Origin of the sequence: Niallia taxi, from assembly GCF_004005475.1 — a bacterium.
GTDB lineage: Bacteria > Bacillota > Bacilli > Bacillales > Cytobacillaceae > Niallia > Niallia taxi.
Map to the genome: position 1 here is coordinate 181,660 of NZ_RZTZ01000004.1, position 18,234 is coordinate 199,893.

Sequence of the window (18,234 nt, forward strand, 5' to 3'; positions counted from 1 at the left end):
TCATGTCAAGGAAATATGATAGGATAATTGTTTTTCAAAATTAATGATGAATGATTGGAGGCAGTAAGATGACAACAATGAATGCAGTATTTTTTCCAGGAGATAAAAAGGTAGAGATTCGCCAGGTTGAAATTCCAACGCCTGGCCAAGGGGATGTATTAATTCAGTTAAAAGCATCAGCGATCTGCCGAAGCGATATGAGCTTATATTATGGAACTTCCGTTTTTGAAGGAACAAAATGCGGATGCACGGTACCAGGGCATGAACCTGCAGGAGTTATCACGGAAGTAGGAGCTGGCGTTTCCAATTACAAAGCGGGTGACCGAGTTGCTGTTTACTTAGCTCTTGGCTGTGGTGAATGTGCACATTGTAAGAGTGGCTACAAAATGTTCTGCAAAGAATTTAAATGTATCGGCTTTGACTCTCACGGCGGTGACGCAGAGTACATGGTGGTTCCAGCTGAAAACTGTATGAGACTGCCAGATAGCATGAGTTTTGTAACAGCAGCTGTTTCAACTGACGCTGTAGGAACCCTTTACCATGCCCAAAAGAGATTAGGAATTTCTGGAAGAGACTATCTTGTTATTTTTGGAATGGGACCTATGGGCGGCGCTGGTGTGATGATCGCTAAAGGATTAGGAGCAACCGTTATTGCTGTTGATATGCTGGATGAGCGCTTGGAGCTTGCAAAGGAATTGGGTGCGGATTATACGATCAATGGTAAAACAATGAATGTTCAAGAAGAAATCGCGCGTATTACAAAGGGTCTTGGTGCAGATGCTGCGATTGATTGTTCCGGAAGCCCTTACGGTGAGAATGATGCATTAGATTGCGTGAGAGCACATGGACGTGTCGCTTTTATCGGGGAAAGTAAAGAGACAACAATCAAACCAAGTGCGCAATTAATTCGAAAACAGATTTCTGTAATGGGTTCTTGGTACTTCCCAATTCAAGAATTTGATGAAATTGCGGAGTTTATTGTTAGAAAGAATCTGCCTATAGAAAAGTTGGTTACTCACCAATTTAAATTGGAAGAAGCGGAAACAGCTTTCCGTATGTTTGATGAAAGAAAGACTGAAAAAGCTGTGTTTGTTTGGGAATAATCACATTGAATAACAAGACTTAATTTTTGAGGAGGATCAAAAAATGAAACTTTCATTTAATACTTGGGTTTATAATTCCTTTCCCTCCATGTTGCCCTTTTATCCATTAGAAGAAGTGATTAGTCGAATTGCTTCATTTGGATATGATGGAATTGAAATAGGTTGTGCGAGTCCGCATGCATGGCCTGATTATCTATCCACACAAAGACGTAAGGAAATTCTTCAGCATTTAAAAAGAAAGAATCTTAATGTAGCTGCTATGCTTCCCGCACCTGGAGGAGGACCTGGAGTGAATCCAAGTTCAGCTTTGAAAGAAGAGCGTGAATTTACGATCAATCATTATAAGGAAGTCATTCGTTTAGCGCATGATTGGGAATGCCCAACTGTGATGTGGCTTGCCGGCTGGTTTGGTTTTGGGATGAACAAACAAGAAGCATGGAAGTATAGCCGCGAAGGTTTACAAGATGTGGCAAAATATGCGAAAGACCTTGGAATCACATTAGTAGTTGAACCTCAAGCTGCTGATTGTAATTTAATTGAATCGGCAGATGATGCCCTGCAGTTGGCAGAAGAATCAGCTGAATCCAATGTGAAAGTGATGTTTGATACGTTCCATGCCCTATATCGTAATGAAGTACCGAGTGATTATGTTTATAAAATGAAAGATAAGTTGCATCATGTTCATATTTCGGATGACGATCGTTTACCGCCTGGACAAGGAACGGTAAATTGGGATTCCGTATTAAAAGCATTAAAGGAAATCGATTACAAGGGCTACCTCTCAATGGAAATTGGATTTGGTACTAGAAAAGCAGATCCTGATTGGTATGCAAAAACATCCATTGATTACTTGACAGAAAAGTTAAAAGGAATTGGATGTAAGTAATAATCTAATTGAACAAAGCATTATCCGGGCGAATGCAGTACGTTTAAATGCCACTGATTCGCCTAGTTAATCTATTTAAAAGGGCTAATAATAAGAATAAGTGTTTTACCCCTCTTTATAAGTGAATTTAAAACCAAAATTTAATCGATTATATAATCACCAAGAAAAGCAGTGAAAAATTAATTATCGGAAAATTGTAATCGATTACATTATATAGGAGGATGTGAAACATAAAAACAATAAAAATACTTCAGTATTTCTATCAATGGATTAAAAGTTACAACGATGAAAAGGGGACAAGTCATGAAAAAGTTACTAAGTGTTTTTACTATGATTCTACTAATCACTAGCGTCGCACTTGTCGGCTGTGGCAAGAATAGCACAACTAGCAGCGCAAGCAAAGAGACAGAGAACACAAAAATAGAAGAAACAACCGCAAGTTCAGGCCCAATAACGATTAATCAAGATATACCCGATCAGGAAATTTTAAGTAAAGGTCCTAGTGGAGAATCCGCTGTTTCAGCAAAAACATTGCAGCTTACTGAAGAAGAGGTGCAAAAGATCAAAGAAGGCAAATACAAAGCGGCCATTGTCATGCATTATGCTGGTAATGACTGGGCAACAGCACAAATCAATGGCTTAAAAGCAACTTTTGCAAAGATGGGAATTAAAGTCGTAGCTGTAACTGATGCCCAGTTCAAGGCTGAAAAACAAGTATCCGACATCGAAACAGTTTTAGCTAAAAAGCCGGATATTATCGTGGGGATACCAGTAGACCCTATTTCAACTGCATCCGCTTTTAAGAAAGCGGCAGATGCAGGAGTCAAAGTCGTATTCATGGATAATAAACCAAAAGGATTAGAAGCCGGCAAGGATTATGTGAGCGTTGTATCTGCAGACAACTATGGCAATGGTGTTCAAGCAGCTGAAATCATGGCAAAACAGCTTGGTGGAAAAGGGAAGATCGGCGTAATCTATCATGATGCCGATTACTTTGTGACCAAACAGCGTACAGAAGCCTTTGAAAAAACAATCAAAGAAAAATATCCGAGCATCAAAATCGTTGAACGCGGTGGAATCATTGGCCCTAACGATGGGGAAAAAGTAGTATCAGGTATGCTTACCAAAAATCGTGACCTTGATGGAATATTCGTCGTTTGGGACGTTCCAGCTGAAGGTGCATTAGCAGCAGCCCGTACTGCAGGAAAGAAAGATTTTGTCATTACGACCATTGATTTAGGGACAAACGTAGCTTTAGACATTGCATCAAATGGTTTGATTAAAGGTCTCGGTGCCCAGCTGCCATATGACCAGGGGATTTCAGAAGCTATTTTAACAGGTTATTCTTTACTTGGTAAAGAAGCACCTGCTTATGTAGCCGTTCCTGCTTTAAATGTAACGAAAGAAAATGTATTAGATGCATGGAAACTTGTTTACCACCAAGAGGCACCTAAGTCCATTCAAGGGGCAGCTAAATAATAAAACACTATTATTATCTAAATCTATTATTGGGGGCTACTATGAAAAAACTTACTTCACTAATCGTTACGATACTCTTAATTAGCAGTTTGGCTCTTCTGGGGTGTGGAAAACAAAGTTCAACTACTTCAGGTCAGCAAAAAGAAGGTAAATTAGCATCAGCAGAAGTCACTTATCCTCTTACCATTAACCCTGAAATACCAAGCGATCAGAAAATTTTAAGTACAGGTCCAAATGGAGAAACAGCCACACCTGCAGCAACTTTGCAATTGTCTGAAGAGGATGTAAAGAAAATTAAAGAAGGTAAATTCAAAGCGGGTATTTCCATGCACTATGCAGGAAATGACTTCTCAACTGCCATCATCAATGGTGTAAAAGACACTTTTGAAAAAATGGGCATCAAAGTTGTGGCCGTTACGGATGCACAATTTAAGCCTGAAAAACAAATTTCAGATATCGAAACCATCATGGCTAAAAAGCCAGATATTATCGTAGCTTTGCCGGTTGATCCAGTTGCTACTGCTCCCGCTTTTAAAAAGGCTGCGGAAGCCGGTGTAAAGCTAGTCTTCATGGATAATGTACCAAAAGGCTTCAAAGCTGGAAAAGATTTTGTCAGCGTTGTTTCATCAGATAACTATGGAAACGGTATCTTTGCCGGTGAAATTATGGGTGAAAAACTAAAAGGAAAAGGAAAAATCGGTGTTATTTTCCACGATGTTAATTTCTTTGTAAATAACCAACGTAAAGAAGCATTTGAGAAAACCATTAAAGAAAAATATCCAAATATTAAAATTGTGGCGCATAGTGGAATTATCACTCCTAACGATGCTGAAAAAGTAGCTTCAGGTATGTTAACAAAATACAAAGATTTAGATGGGATTTTTGCGATTTGGGATGTACCAGCGGAAGGAACACTTGCTGCAGCTCGTACAGCAGGGAAAAATGATTTAGTTATCACTACAGTTGATTTAGGAACGAACGTAGCGCTTCAAATTGCTTCTGGAGGGAATGTAAAAGGTCTTGGAGCACAGTTACCATATGAAAACGGAGCTGCACAGGCTCTTGTTGCCGGATATTCATTACTTGGCCAACAATTAGATCCATACTATGTTGTTCCATCGATGAAAGTTACAAAGGAAAACGTCTTAAAGGTTTGGAAAATGGCTTATCGTCAAGATGCCCCAGAAGTTATTCAAAAGGCTGCAAAATAGTGATCGTTTAACCAGTCAGAAAAGAGATTACAAACTTCCTAGAAAAGAAGTTAAAGAGTGGCGGCTTTTACATGCGGCCACTCTTTAAAACCCATAGGAAGTGTACACAGACAACATAGTGATAAGGAGATGTTCAAATGATTAAGTACTCTTACAACACGCTAGTATATGCAGGAGAAGATATTGAAACTAGTATTGCTAGACTCGCTAAATATGGCTATAACGGTGTGGAATTTGTAGGCGAGCCAGAGCAACTGGATGCAGACCGCATTAAAGGTTTATTGGAAAAATATAATATTGAAGCTTCCACTATTTGTGCCATTTATAACGCTGAAAGAGATTTAGTTTCTAGTAAAGAAAATATTAGAAGAAATGCAGTCGAGTATTTAAAAAGCTGCGTTGATTTTGCCAGCAAAATCGGTGCAAAAGGAATCTCCCTGACTCCAACTGCTTGTATGAAAATTTATGGAGAAGCAGATTACGAAACAGAATTGAAATGGGCTGAGGAAGGAATACGAGAAGCTGGTATTTATGCTGGGGAACATGGGGTTCGTTTGACAGTAGAAGCATGGAACCGCTATGAAAACTACTTAATCAATCGATTAGACCAATCACTTGAGCTGGTCAATCGTGTGAATCTGCCAAGCGTAGGTGTGATGGGTGATACCTATCATATGAATATTGAAGAAGTCGATATTGCGGATACGATCAGAATGGTTGGAGACAAATTATATCACCTTCACATCGCCGATAGTAATCGAGCGGCACCAGGTCGCGGTCATATTGATTTTGAGCCAATCGCTCAGGCTTTACATGATATTAACTATAGCGGTTATTTAACAATGGAGCTACTACCTCCGTTTGCGGATCCTTTTAATGGCACTAGATGTGAAGAATTTTATGATCAATATACAGAAGAGTCAATCGTTTTTCTAAAAAAGTTATTTAAGGAGGAAAGATAAGATGGCACAAGATATACTAGTAAATAATCAAAATCCAGAAGCAGACTTTGATCAAAAAGTAATGAAAGCTGCTGTGTTGTACGGTAAAGGAGATTTAAGATTAGAAGACGTACCGATTCCTGAAATTGGGGGCACAGATGTACTGATAAAAGTGAAGTATACTGCAATCTGTGGTACTGACCCACATATTTATGAAGGTCGTTTTCCCGCAAAACTTCCATTAATCTTAGGTCATGAATTTTCTGGTGAAGTGGTAAAGGTTGGTTCTCAAGTTAGTTTTGTACAGCCAGGTGATCGCGTGACTGCAGATATCAATATTAGCTGTGGCACATGCTATTATTGCCGCCATGGCCAAAAATTACATTGTGAAAAAATTACTCAATTAGGGGTACATGTCAACGGAGCATTTGCAGAATACGTAAGAGTTCCTGAGAGCAATATTCATAAGTTACCTGAGTCTATGTCATGGATCCATGGAGCCTATATTGAGCCATTAGCATGTGCAATCAGCGGTCAGGATAAAGCCGATATTCAATACGGTGACACAGTTGCTATTATTGGCGGCGGCCCTATGGGTATCGCTCATGCCTTACTTGCACAACTAAAGGGTGCAAGTAAGGTAATCCTTTCAGAACTAAATCCTGCCAGAATTGAATCAGCCAAAAATATCAGTGTGGAATATGTCATCAATGCAGGTGAAGAGGATCCTGTTGAAGCTGTTAAAAGATTAACAGACGGACGTGGTGCTGACGTTGTTATCGAAGCAGTAGGATCTGCTTATACGTACGCGCAAACATTTAAATTGGTAAGAAAAGGCGGGAAAATCCTTGTTTATGGAGCCGCCCCTGCAGATGTTTCGATTCCTGTAAGTCCATTTGAAATTTATAGCCGGGAATTAACGATTGTTTCCTCCTATGCAGGAACATATGATACATTCTCTAAAGCTATTGATTTAATCGCAAGCAAACGTTTCGATCCAACTCCAATCCTTACGAATCATTTTGAATTTGCGGATGTTAAAGAAGGAATTGAAACAGCAGAGCATAATAAGGATATCCTTAAAACTGTAGTTAAAATCTCAGATTAATTTATAGGTAAGCAGGGTTCTCAACGGTTGGTTTGAGAACTCTGATTTTTTCATAATCTAAAGAGGTGAATTCAAATGTTCAAATATAGTACCACGCAATGGATATACGGAAATGAAAGTTTAGAAGATAGCTTAAAAAGGTTGAAAAAATATGGTTATCAAGGAGTCGAACTCGCTGGCGAGCCGTATACCATTGATATTGAAGAAACGAAAGAACTCTTAAAAAAGTATGAACTTGAATGCAGTTCTATTTGTGGAATTTTTACCCCTGAAAGGGATCTTTCCTCATCAAACGACGAAATTAGAAAACAGGCAGTCGAATATGTGAAAAGATCGGTTGATTTAGCGAAGACTTTAAATGCATCAACCCTAATTGTCGTTCCTACTTGTGTTGGTAAACTTAGCCCAGAAACGACGCTTGAGGAAGAATGGAATAATGCCATTCAAAGTGTGAAAGAGGCGGGGCTGTATGCAAAGGAACAAGGAATCACCATAACCATTGAAGCATTAAATCGTTATGAAACTTACTTAGTTAATAACCTCACCTTAGCCTTACGTTTTGTGGAGGAAGTGAATGTAGAAGGTGTAGGGATTATGGCGGATTTGTTCCACATGAGCATAGAAGAACGTGATATGACGGGATCGATAAAGAAAATATCACGTTATCTTGCACATGTACACATCGCTGATAACACAAGGGAGGCTGCTGGACTAGGACAAACGAATTTTGCACCAGTGATTTCCCTGCTTAAAGAACTTGGTTATAAGGGTTATATTACGATGGAGTTCCTACCTGCCGTGTCAAATCCTTATGTGGCTTCAGGCCTTCAAGGGGAAGCTAATGTTTTTGATGACTTCACAAAGCAATCTATTAAACATATGAAGGAAATTGTTGAAGCACTATCATAAAAGATATTAAGTATAAAAGGTGGAATTTATAGATGATTATTAATTCATGCGTACTTTAAAGTGGAACCTCAACAACGTCAAGTATTCCTGGATCAGGCTAACCTAGTAGCGGAACCATCTCCAGCAGAAGAAGGTAATATTAGCTATGAATATTTTGAAAATCCAAAACAGCCTAATACCTTTGTATTTGTGGAAAAGTGGAAGGAGCAAGCGGCGATTGGTGTTCACGAAGCGACCGCTCATTTTCAAAACTTCATTAATATTGTCCCTGGACTATTAAGTGAACCAATCCAAGTACAACTTTTCGATGCAAGCGAGATAAAAGGTGCCTAACTCTTAGTAGCTGTCCTTGTGTTATTAGTAATGAAAGAAAATGTATTAGATACATGGTAATTAAAATCACCAAAAATCTATTCAAGGTGCCGTAAAATAAACAATCAGCTGTAAAAATAAAGAGGCTCGATTCGGATGCCCCGAGCGATTGGGCAAGCAGTATCCATCGTTGGTGGACTTGTTTTGGGACAGGCCGCGGTGCAAGCTGGGATTGTGTCCTCAGCGATGGTGATTGTTGTATCGATTACAGGGATCGCTAGTTTTGCGACTCCAGCCTTCAATATCGCAATATCTGTCCGTTTGTTCCAATTTTTGATAATGTTTTTTGCGGTAACCTATGATTTTTATGGGATTGCCATCATTAATATCATGATTATCTCCCATTTGTACGGCTTGTGTTCTTTTGGCATCCTTTATATGGCTTCACTCGACCTAGATTGATGAATCAAGAAAATATGACAAGAATGGATACGGGGATCCATCCTGAACCTCCTGATCAAAAAAGGGGGACGAAAATGAAAAAGAAATGACTAATCCGGATCGTTCTGTTGTTCGAGATGTTGGCTCTATTATCAGGATGCTGGAATGAACGGGAGCTTAATGAGCTTGCGATTGTTATGGCAATGGGGGTTGATAAAATGGAAAAGACCAATAATTATCAAGTAGCTTTTCAGGTTGTTAATCCAGGAGCTATTGCATCGTGACAAACAGGTGGAAAGTCGCGCCTGTAACGGTCTTTACGGGGACTGGAAAGACCTTTGAAGAAGGCAGATTTATTATCAAATACATACCTGCCTATTTTTTGTGTTGTGATTCCTGGGATTCGCTTAGTTATGGATCTTATTCGGAAACAAATGAATCGATCTCGAACTAATATCACCGCTGATTAGTTGGATAGGTAAACCTTTTTTATGCCTTTCTTGTATACTTTCTTTTTTTTTAATAAATATAAATTGGTGGAAGGACAAAGGTCAGCAAAAAGGCAAACCCAATAAGATATTTGGGGTATGTCATCACAAGAAACAGTTTTTTTAAATTTTGCATAGCGATTGATAACTTAATTGCCATCATAAAATCTATTACAAAAGAAAAAGCAATACTTATTAAAATAATGATGAAAAAGAGTACGAAAATTTTCATGGTATTCCCGCTTTGAAAAGTTGTCTGTTGTAACGATAAATTGGATATAATTGAGGTTTATGTTTTTTTGAATTCCTATATAAAAAACGCCTCACCTCTAGTAAACTTTTCTAATCCATATTTTTTTATACAACATAGATGTTGATGTTACCCAAACCTATTTTAAAAGGCTTTTTTGCTATTAAATTTTCTAAGAATGAGACAGTTTGTGTACAATATCCATTTTTTCATTTATGTAAAGCTATTGTATTTATCTATGTAATCGATTACAATGAATGCAAACGAACATTGAAGGGGAAAGCAATACATGGTCAGAATCGCTGATGTTGCAAAAATGGCAAATGTTTCAACGGCCACAGTATCCAGAGTCATAAGTAATGCAGGGACTGTAAAAAAAGAAACAGCTGAAAAAGTTTTAGAAGCCATAAAAAAATTAAATTACCAGCCTAATATGCTGGCAAGACAATTGAGAAGATCTGAAACCAAAACAATTCTTGTGGTGGTTCCTGATATAACTAATACTTTCTTTTCTGCGGTGCTTCGCGGAATTGAATCCGTTGCGATCGAAAACGGATATCAAGTACTTCTAGGAGATGCGCGAAACGATGTCGAAAGCGAAACTAGTTTTTTAACAATATTAGGTCAGAAAAAAGCAGATGGGTTGATATTATTAACGGCAAGGACCAATCAAAAAATATTAGAAGATTTATCCGAGGATTACCCTGTAGTATTGGCGTGTGAATACTATGAGGGTTCTAAGCTGCCTACGGTCTCTATTGATAATGTTAGCAGTGCAAGAAAGGCAACTGAATATTTAATTAGCTTAAACCACAAGAGAATTGGACATATTTCTGGACCCTTGAATATTGTCGTTGGACGAGATCGATGTAGGGGGTTTCATCAAGCAATGGCGCAACACGGCCTGTCTGTGGATCCAAGTTTGGTACAGGAAGGCGAATTCTCTTTTGAAAGTGGATTTAATTTAATGATGAAATTTTTGTCACTAGAGAGTCCTCCTACAGCCCTTTTTGCCGGTAATGATGAAATGGCTATGGGTGCCATTAAAGCCGCTAAATCTAAAGGTTTAAGAGTTCCAGAAGATTTATCTGTTGTAGGCTTTGATGATATTCAATTTGCATCAATTTTTGAACCTGCTCTAACAACCGTGGCACAGCCAACGTTTGATATGGGTCAAAAAACGATGCGTTTACTGTTAAAATTAATTAAAGATGAAGAATTAGAGAAATACCAATTTATTCTTCCTGATACACTCATTGTCCGTGAATCATGCAAAGAACTTACCATAGAAGAGTAGTTTAGCCTATTCCTGTTAAAATTAAAATAATGATATAAAGGGAGTGAACTTAATAATGGTTCACTCCCTTTATATCATTATTAGGGGACCAGCGATTCTATTGGTTCCAGAACAGTTTTTATCATTCTGATTAAAAAAGAATCGAGGAAGTTTTAAAAAAATATTGAATTCTATAATGTAATCGATTACAATGAAGATGTCGAAAAAAAGATTAAAATATTTTAGTGATAATTGAAAAGGTATTTTATTCTAAAAGGTTATTTCTTAATTTAAAAGTATAAATGAATTCAAATTTTTTTCGACAAAAATGTAATCCATTACATTTATAAGAATTTGAAGGATAGTAAATTATTTATTTACTAGGACTAAACACATATTTTTTTACAACGCAGTGTAATCGATTACATCAAATGACTTCTACTCATTCTTGAGTGAATCGAAAAGTTCGATTGGAGGACGGAAAACAAATGGAAAAAATAAAAGTAGGAATCATCGGGACAGGTTTCATTGGCCCGACACATATTGAAGCAATCAGAAGAATTGGATTCGTGGAAGTCGTAGCATTAGCCGAGACGAATCAAGAACAAGCGGAAAGAAAGGCAGCTGATCTTGGAATTCCGAAAGCATACGGAGATTACCGTGAAATACTGCGTGACAGCGAAATTCAGGTAGTTCATAATTGTACCCCAAACCATGTGCACTTTGCGATCAATAAAGAAATTATTTTAGCAGGTAAACATGTGATCTCAGAGAAACCACTTGCGATGAATAGTGAAGAATCAACGGAATTGTTGACATTGGCTCAACAACAGGGTGTTGTACATGGTGTGAACTTTAATTACAGACAGCATGCGAGTGTGCAAAACCTTCGAGCTAAAATTGCTAACGGTGACCTTGGGAAAGTGAATTTGGTTCACGGAAGCTATTTGCAAGATTGGTTACTATATGAAACGGATTTTAACTGGCGTTTAGCACCGGAAGTCGGCGGAAAATCTCGCGCAGTATCAGATATCGGGTCTCATTGGTGTGACACCGTTCAATTTGTTACCGGTAAAAAGATTGTAGAAGTATTTGCTGATTTAGCAACGGTCATTCCAGTTAGAAAGAAAGCAATTGGAAGTGTGGCCACTTTCAGCACACAAAGTACTGAAGATGTAGAATATGAAGATATTTCAATCAATACAGAAGACTATGCATCCGTACTAGTTCGTTTTGAAGATGGATCAAGAGGAGTCTTCACTGTTTCACAAGTAAGTGCAGGCCGAAAAAATCGACTAAGCTTTGAGATTAATGGCAGCAAGAGTTCTGTATATTGGAACCAAGAAGAGCCTGAAAAATTATGGATGGGGCACAGGGATAAGCCGAATGAAATCCTGCTTGCCGATCCAGCACTCTTCTCACCGGAAGCAAAATCAGCCATCCATCATCCTGGCGGACATAATGAAGGCTGGCCGGACGCTTTGAAAAATATGATGTTCAATGTTTATACGTTTATTCGTGAAGGCAAAGATCCGCTCCAGGATAAACCGAATTTCGCCACATTTGAAGACGGTCATACTTCAATGGCGATTACGGATGCCATTCTGGAAAGTCATGAACAACAAAAATGGGTGAAGGTTCATGCGAATAAGGAGGCTTTAGTATGAAACTAGGTGTGTTTACAGTTCTATATCAAAATCTTCCTTTCGAAGCCATGTTAGATAAATTAGTCCAAATAGGAGTAGAGGCCGTTGAGTTAGGAACCGGTAACTATCCAGGGAATAGTCATTGTAATCCCGATGAATTGTTAGGGAATCCAGATAAAATCAAATCGTTCCGACGGGCGATTGAAAGCAGGGGACTAACCATCAGCGGACTAAGCTGTCATGGCAACCCTCTACATCCTAATGTCAAGCGTGCCAAAGAGGCGCATGATGTATGGAGAAAAACCGTTTTACTGGCTGAACAGTTAGAGCTACCAGTTATCAATGGTTTTGCTGGATGTCCAGGGGATCATCCGGGTGCCAAGTTCCCCAATTGGGTGACCTGCTCTTGGCCTCCTGAATATGTAGAAGTTTTAGAATGGCAATGGAATGAAATCGTTATTCCGTACTGGAAAGAAGAAGCGAAATTCGCTGAAATGCATGGGATTCATCAAATTGCTTTCGAAATGCATCCGGGGTTTGTTGTCTATAACCCGGAAACACTACTAAAATTAAGAGAACAAGTAGGAGTGAACATTGGAGCCAACTTCGATCCAAGCCATTTGGTATGGCAAGGAATCGACCCAGTCGAAGCTATTAAAAAATTAGGCAGGGAAAATGCAATCTTCCATTTCCATGCGAAAGATACGTATTTAGACCAGGCAAATATTAAGGTGAATGGTGTTCTTGATACCAAGCATTACAGTAAAGTGTTGGATCGCTCTTGGACGTTCCGCTCTGTTGGATATGGCCATAATGAAAAAATGTGGAAGGATATCATTAGTACACTTCGGGCTGTAGGATATGATTACGTTGTTTCCATTGAACATGAGGATATGCTTGCGTCTACCGATGAAGGTTTAATGAAAGCCATCACACTGTTAAAAGGAACATTGTTTAAAGAAAAAGTATCGGAAATGTGGTGGGCTTAGGTAGGAGTTAATCTTCCTCTTAATCCCCCAGCATTATAAAATAGAGGTGTTGAAAATGAAAGCGGTTTTAGGTCAAGGACGTACTCTTGGTGGTCTTCCGATGGGAGTGATTTGGGGATTTGTTGCAACATTAATTTTTATGGCTGGTGACGGTCTTGAACACGCATGGTTGTCTCCGTATCTTATCGAAAGGGGTCTGACCGTTCAACAATCTGCTACACTTTTTGCTGTTTATGGAGCGATATTGGCTATTGCCTCTTACTTTTCAGGTATACTCACTGAGATGTGGGGACCAAGGAAAGTCATGATTATCGGACTTGTAACTTGGTTACTTGGTCAGGTTCTATTCATTGAATATGGTTTAAAGCTAAATAATTACGCTATTATGTTACCAACTTATGGAATTCGCGGTTTGGGTTATCCGTTATTTTGCTATTCATTCTTAGTGTGGGTTACATATCGCAGTCCTGATCGCATATTGGCGACAGCTGTTGGATTGTTTTGGGCTGCTTGGAGTGGCGGGCTCTATGTTGTAGGAAGCTTTTTCCCTGCCTACATGCTTCCGAAAATCGGTTATAATGGGTTGTTGTGGAGTGCGGTGGCATGGGTATTGGTTGGTGGAATTATTGGCTGTATCGTAGTGAAAGATGATATGAGAAAAGAACAAAAAGGAAATCCGAAGGAAAAACTAAAAAGCTTATTGAGTGGATTTACCATTTGTATCGAACAACCGAAAGTGGCAATTGGCGGTGTGGTCCGAATTATCAATTCCACAGGTATCGGTTCACTGCCAATCTTTTTCCCTCTTTATTTGCATTCTGAATATGGGTTCACGACTGAACAGTTTTTGCAAATGTGGGGAACGATGTGGTTTGCGAATATCATCTTTAACCTGATCATTCCTTACATTAGTGATAAATGGTTAGGCTGGCGCAAAACGATTCAATGGCTTGGCAGCTTCGGCATGGGTGTCATGTTATTAGTTATGCTTTACACGCCGCAGGTTTTTGGCAGCAGTTTCTTAGCCTTGAATATTGTCGGTATTCTAATGGGGATTACTCTTTGTGGTTTCGTCCCACTTTCAGCTCTTGTAGCATCGCTAGCTCCTGAGAATAAAGGGTCTGCGATGGCGATAGTAAGTTTTGGTGCAGGGATGTCCTATTTTATAGCACCGGCAATTGTTGGAGCATTCATCGGACTTATTGGTGTTCATGGCGTTATGTGGATTTTCGCAGGCATGTATTTCCTTGGTGCTTATTTAATGAAGTTTATGAAGCTTCCGTCTGAAGAGAAACAGGATGAAAGAGATTTTTACAAGAGAAACATGCGAGTAAACACAAGCAGAGTTAAAAACGAAACATAACCAAGGAGGATGAAACGATGATTATTATCCATGCGAATATCAAGGTGAAAACGCGATTTCGCGAAATATTTCTAGAAGAGGCAAGACTTGTAGCGAAACCTTCTCAAGCAGAGTCTGGAAATATCAGTTACCATTACTATGAGGATCCGGAAGATGCGAATAGCTTTATCTTTGTAGAGAAATGGAAGGATGAACAAGCGATCGGGCGGCATGAGGAGACCCCTCATTTTAAAAGATTCATTAAGGCTGTTGAACCGATTGTCTCTGAACCGATCGATGCAGAATTATTTGAGTCTTCATTGAAAAATTAATTAGTTGGACAAAAATAAGGATTAACTCCACCGACCGAGTATCGGTTAGAGTTAATCCTTATTTGATAACTTTAAGCAACGATTTAAACATAGATTAGACTGTCTTACTACCTAGAAAGGAATGGATAAAACATGAATCTAGAATTAAAAAATAAAACTGTACTTGTGACCGGCGGTAGTAAAGGTATTGGGAAGGCTATTGCGATGGCATTCGTGGAGGAAGGAGCAAACGTTATTATTTGTGTACGTGGTGAAGAGGCTTTGAATGAAACATCCGCTGAGATTGAAAAAATGGGTGGAAGTGTGCTTGCTGTTCAAGCGGACTTAACGAAACAAGCTGATGTAGATTATCTTATTTCTACTGCTGTCGACTGGTATAAAACCATCGATATTCTTGTTAACAATGCGGGAATCGCTAGTGGATTTGATGACTTTGAATCATTGGATATAGACCAATGGCAACATCTATTTGATGTCAATCTTTTTGGAGCTGTACGTGTGACAAAAGCTGTGATTCCCTATATGAAAAACACAGGATTAGGCCGTATTATTAATATTTCATCTGAATCAGGTATTCAACCGGACGCGTTCATGCCTCATTATAATGCTTCCAAAGCTGCACTGATTAATTTTACAAAAAGCCTATCTAAGGCGTATGCTGCGGATGGAATCCTTGTCAATACGGTTTCTCCAGCGTTTATCATGACACCAATGCTGGCGAACTTGTTAAAAGATAACGCAGCGAAGCTGAATATAAGTTATGAGGAAGCAATTCAGGAATTTTTAAAGGAAAATCGTCCACATGTCGAAGTGAAACGGCCGGGGACGATCGAGGAAGTCGCTTCTGCTGTCGTTTATCTTGCATCTAATAAGGCTTCTTTTATTAATGGTGTAAACCTTCGAGTTGATGGTGGCTCTGTTGCGAGCCTCTAAGTTAACTTCCTTAGATATAGATTATCTTCATATTGAATCAATTAGGCGGATCTATTCATGGGGACAGTATAAGGAAAAGTTTTTCCTTTTGACCATATGATCAATCAGCCATAGATTTAGTGAACAATCTGTGACATTTTGTGACAATATAAATTTAGAGGTTGCATTTCAGATTGTAATCGATTACAATAATTCATGTAAGCGATACACAGTCTATAATTCTTGTTAGGTGATACTTTTACTAGAAATAAAGAGAAATGAATCATTTTTTTTAGAAACAAGCAATTCATCTGTAAGAAAAAATGTAATGGATTACATTTTGTTTGATTAATTAAGTATCGTAAATGATACTTAAACCACTGTTTTATCTGAAAGTTAGAAAAGATATTTTCGTTAAAATGTAATCGGTTACTATACTAGAGGTGAATTTGCTTCGGATTTTCTATGATGAATTATAGCACACTAAATCCAACACATATGGAGGTAATCATATGAAATTAGGTTATCAAACAAATACTTGGGGCGGCGTAGTTGGTCATCCAGCAGGTGTTACTTCAGTTAAGGATTCTTACTACCTTGCTTACGGATCAACCGAAGAGGCATTAAAGGATATTTCCGAAGCTGGCTTTGATGGCTTTGAAATCTTTGATGGCAACTTAATGGAATACAAAGATAAAAAAGATGAGTTTTTAAAATTGATGGACGAGTATTCTTTAACTTTGGTTGGTGTTTATACAGGCGGGAACTTTATTTTCCCTGATATTTTAGAAGAAGAATTAATAAAAATCGAAAGTGTAGCGGCATTCGCATCAGAAGTAGGTGCAGAGCATCTTGTGATCGGCGGCGGAGCAATACGTGCAAATGGAATTCTTGAAAGTGATTATACTGCTCTTGGTAATGCGCTTAATAAAGTTATGGAAATTGCTGAAAAATATAACATTGTTGCGAGTTATCACCCCCACTTAGGAACTAATGTACAGACTCCTAATCAACTAGATAAATTAATGCCATTAACAAGAATTAACCTTTGCCCAGACACTGCACATATCGAAGCTGGTGGAGGAGATCCTGTAGTAGTCATCAGAAAATATGTGGATCGTATCAAGTATATACATTTCAAGGATTATGCTAATGGAGATTTTTTACCACTAGGCGAAGGACATCAAAAATTTGATGGAATGGTTGAAGCTTTAGAAGAAGCAAACTATGATGGCTGGATTACAGTTGAGTTAGATAGCTATCCAGACCCAAAACAAGGGGCTAAAATCAGTCGTAGCTATTTAAATAAATTTGATAAAGTAAATCAAGCATAAAATTTTTATCAATTAGAATATAAAATTTTCTTAAAGTTAAGAAGATAACAATAGGAGGATATTAAGATGAAAAAATTAAACGTAGGTATGATAGGTGGAGGATTTATGGGTAAAGCGCATTCACTTGCATATGCAGGAATGCCAATGTTTTTCTGGCCAGCACCAGCAATTCCACATCGCCATACAGTAGTTGATGTTAACGAAGGACTGGCTAAAGATGCTGCAGCAAGATTAGGATTTGACAACTATGCTACGGATTGGAGAGAAGTTGTTAACAATCCAGAAATCGATGTGATTGATATTGTAACTCCAAATAATACTCACGCAGAGATTGCTATTGCAGCTGCAAAGGCTGGAAAGCATATAATCTGTGAAAAGCCTTTGGCATTAGGTGCTGAACAAGCGAAGGAAATGTTAGAAGCAGTAAAAGCGGCAGGTGTAAAACATGCGGTTGCTTTTAACTACAGGAGAACACCAGCAGTTTCGCTTGCGAAAAAATATATTGAAGAAGGAAGAATTGGTAAAGTACTTAGCTTCCGTGGAACTTACTTACAAGACTGGTCAGCTGATCCGAACTCTCCATTATCATGGCGATTCCAAAAGAAAATAGCTGGGTCAGGTGCTCTAGGCGATATTGGTACACATGTAGTTGATTATGCTCGTTACCTTGTTGGTGAAATCACAGATGTAAATGCAATCACAAAAACATGGATTCCTGAAAGACCTATACAAACTGGAGGCATCGACAAGTTAGGTACAGTAAAAGCTGGTGGCACAGATGTACCTAAAGTAACTGTAGATGTGGATGATGAATTTATTACGATGGTTAAGTTTGATAATGGTGCAATCGGAACGATTGAAGCGACACGTAATGCACATGGTCGTAATAATTTTCTAACTTTTGAAATTCATGGAGAAAAAGGTTCTCTATACTTTAACTATGAGCGCCGTGATGAGCTTCAAGTTTGCTTCGCTGATGATCCAAGTGATGCCAAAGGCTTTAGAACAGTTTACTCAGGACCTGCTACTCCTTATGGTGAAGCATTATGGCCTATTCCTGCTTTAGGTATTGGTTACGGCGAAACAAAGATAATTGAAACATATGACTTCTTTAAAGCGATTAGTGAAGGTACTGAGTTCTCACCTAACTTCAATGATGGTTATCAGATTGAATTAATTGCAGAGGCAATTCTTGAATCTGCTGAAAAAGGTCAATGGGTAAATCTTGAAAAAACAACTGCGTTTATAAAATAATGAGAAAGGCAGAAGGTCCCT

General features: G+C 38.5%; 18 protein-coding genes. All 18 read left to right on the top strand.

The window, feature by feature from the left end:
- The first annotated feature begins 68 nt into the window (after positions 1 to 68).
- Positions 69 to 1,103, top strand: a complete 1,035-nt coding sequence (locus EM808_RS12390; RefSeq protein ID WP_225314837.1) for a zinc-dependent alcohol dehydrogenase family protein — start codon at positions 69 to 71, stop codon at positions 1,101 to 1,103.
- A gap of 43 nt (positions 1,104 to 1,146) precedes the next feature.
- Complete coding sequence (locus EM808_RS12395; protein WP_127738527.1) at positions 1,147 to 1,989, top strand: sugar phosphate isomerase/epimerase family protein; 843 nt, start codon at positions 1,147 to 1,149, stop codon at positions 1,987 to 1,989.
- Between the two features lie 303 nt (positions 1,990 to 2,292).
- A complete protein-coding gene (locus EM808_RS12400) occupies positions 2,293 to 3,468 on the top strand; it encodes a substrate-binding domain-containing protein (RefSeq protein WP_127738528.1) in 1,176 nt (391 codons plus the stop codon).
- A gap of 41 nt (positions 3,469 to 3,509) precedes the next feature.
- The gene (locus EM808_RS12405; protein ID WP_127738529.1) at positions 3,510 to 4,679 is read left to right on the top strand and encodes a substrate-binding domain-containing protein; all 1,170 of its coding nucleotides are present in this window, start codon (positions 3,510 to 3,512) and stop codon (positions 4,677 to 4,679) included.
- Positions 4,680 to 4,816: 137 nt separating this feature from the next.
- Positions 4,817 to 5,641, top strand: a complete 825-nt coding sequence (locus EM808_RS12410) for a sugar phosphate isomerase/epimerase family protein (protein WP_127738530.1) — start codon at positions 4,817 to 4,819, stop codon at positions 5,639 to 5,641.
- 1 nt (position 5,642) lies between these two features.
- The gene (locus EM808_RS12415; RefSeq protein ID WP_127738531.1) at positions 5,643 to 6,728 is read left to right on the top strand and encodes a zinc-dependent alcohol dehydrogenase; all 1,086 of its coding nucleotides are present in this window, start codon (positions 5,643 to 5,645) and stop codon (positions 6,726 to 6,728) included.
- Between the two features lie 75 nt (positions 6,729 to 6,803).
- Positions 6,804 to 7,637, top strand: a complete 834-nt coding sequence (locus tag EM808_RS12420) for a sugar phosphate isomerase/epimerase family protein (protein WP_127738532.1) — start codon at positions 6,804 to 6,806, stop codon at positions 7,635 to 7,637.
- 42 nt (positions 7,638 to 7,679) lie between these two features.
- Complete coding sequence (locus EM808_RS12425) at positions 7,680 to 7,970, top strand: putative quinol monooxygenase (RefSeq protein ID WP_127738533.1); 291 nt, start codon at positions 7,680 to 7,682, stop codon at positions 7,968 to 7,970.
- A 135-nt stretch (positions 7,971 to 8,105) separates the two neighbouring features.
- Positions 8,106 to 8,411: a spore germination protein gene (locus EM808_RS12430; RefSeq protein ID WP_127738534.1), complete on the top strand. Its 306-nt coding sequence runs from the start codon at positions 8,106 to 8,108 to the stop codon at positions 8,409 to 8,411.
- 116 nt (positions 8,412 to 8,527) lie between these two features.
- Positions 8,528 to 8,674, top strand: a complete 147-nt coding sequence (locus tag EM808_RS28570; RefSeq protein ID WP_438825729.1) for a Ger(x)C family spore germination protein — start codon at positions 8,528 to 8,530, stop codon at positions 8,672 to 8,674.
- A 743-nt stretch (positions 8,675 to 9,417) separates the two neighbouring features.
- Positions 9,418 to 10,425, top strand: a complete 1,008-nt coding sequence (locus EM808_RS12435) for a LacI family DNA-binding transcriptional regulator (protein WP_127738535.1) — start codon at positions 9,418 to 9,420, stop codon at positions 10,423 to 10,425.
- Positions 10,426 to 10,892: 467 nt separating this feature from the next.
- Positions 10,893 to 12,071, top strand: a complete 1,179-nt coding sequence (locus EM808_RS12440; protein WP_127738536.1) for a Gfo/Idh/MocA family protein — start codon at positions 10,893 to 10,895, stop codon at positions 12,069 to 12,071.
- Positions 12,068 to 13,039 carry a sugar phosphate isomerase/epimerase family protein gene (locus EM808_RS12445; RefSeq protein ID WP_127738537.1) on the top strand — a complete coding sequence of 324 codons (972 nt, stop codon included), beginning with the start codon at positions 12,068 to 12,070 and terminating at the stop codon, positions 13,037 to 13,039. Before EM808_RS12440 ends, EM808_RS12445 begins: the two co-directional genes overlap by 4 nt.
- Positions 13,040 to 13,094: 55 nt before the next feature.
- Positions 13,095 to 14,402, top strand: coding sequence for an MFS transporter (locus tag EM808_RS12450; RefSeq protein ID WP_127738538.1), 1,308 nt, complete (start codon positions 13,095 to 13,097; stop codon positions 14,400 to 14,402).
- Between the two features lie 17 nt (positions 14,403 to 14,419).
- Positions 14,420 to 14,713 carry a putative quinol monooxygenase gene (locus EM808_RS12455; protein WP_127738539.1) on the top strand — a complete coding sequence of 98 codons (294 nt, stop codon included), beginning with the start codon at positions 14,420 to 14,422 and terminating at the stop codon, positions 14,711 to 14,713.
- Positions 14,714 to 14,845: 132 nt separating this feature from the next.
- Positions 14,846 to 15,646, top strand: a complete 801-nt coding sequence (locus tag EM808_RS12460; protein ID WP_127738540.1) for an SDR family NAD(P)-dependent oxidoreductase — start codon at positions 14,846 to 14,848, stop codon at positions 15,644 to 15,646.
- A 491-nt stretch (positions 15,647 to 16,137) separates the two neighbouring features.
- Positions 16,138 to 16,959 carry a sugar phosphate isomerase/epimerase family protein gene (locus EM808_RS12465; RefSeq protein ID WP_127738541.1) on the top strand — a complete coding sequence of 274 codons (822 nt, stop codon included), beginning with the start codon at positions 16,138 to 16,140 and terminating at the stop codon, positions 16,957 to 16,959.
- A 66-nt stretch (positions 16,960 to 17,025) separates the two neighbouring features.
- Positions 17,026 to 18,213 (top strand): levoglucosan dehydrogenase, encoded by a 1,188-nt coding sequence (locus EM808_RS12470; protein ID WP_127738542.1) that lies wholly within the window; start codon positions 17,026 to 17,028, stop codon positions 18,211 to 18,213.
- Positions 18,214 to 18,234: the final 21 nt, after the last annotated feature.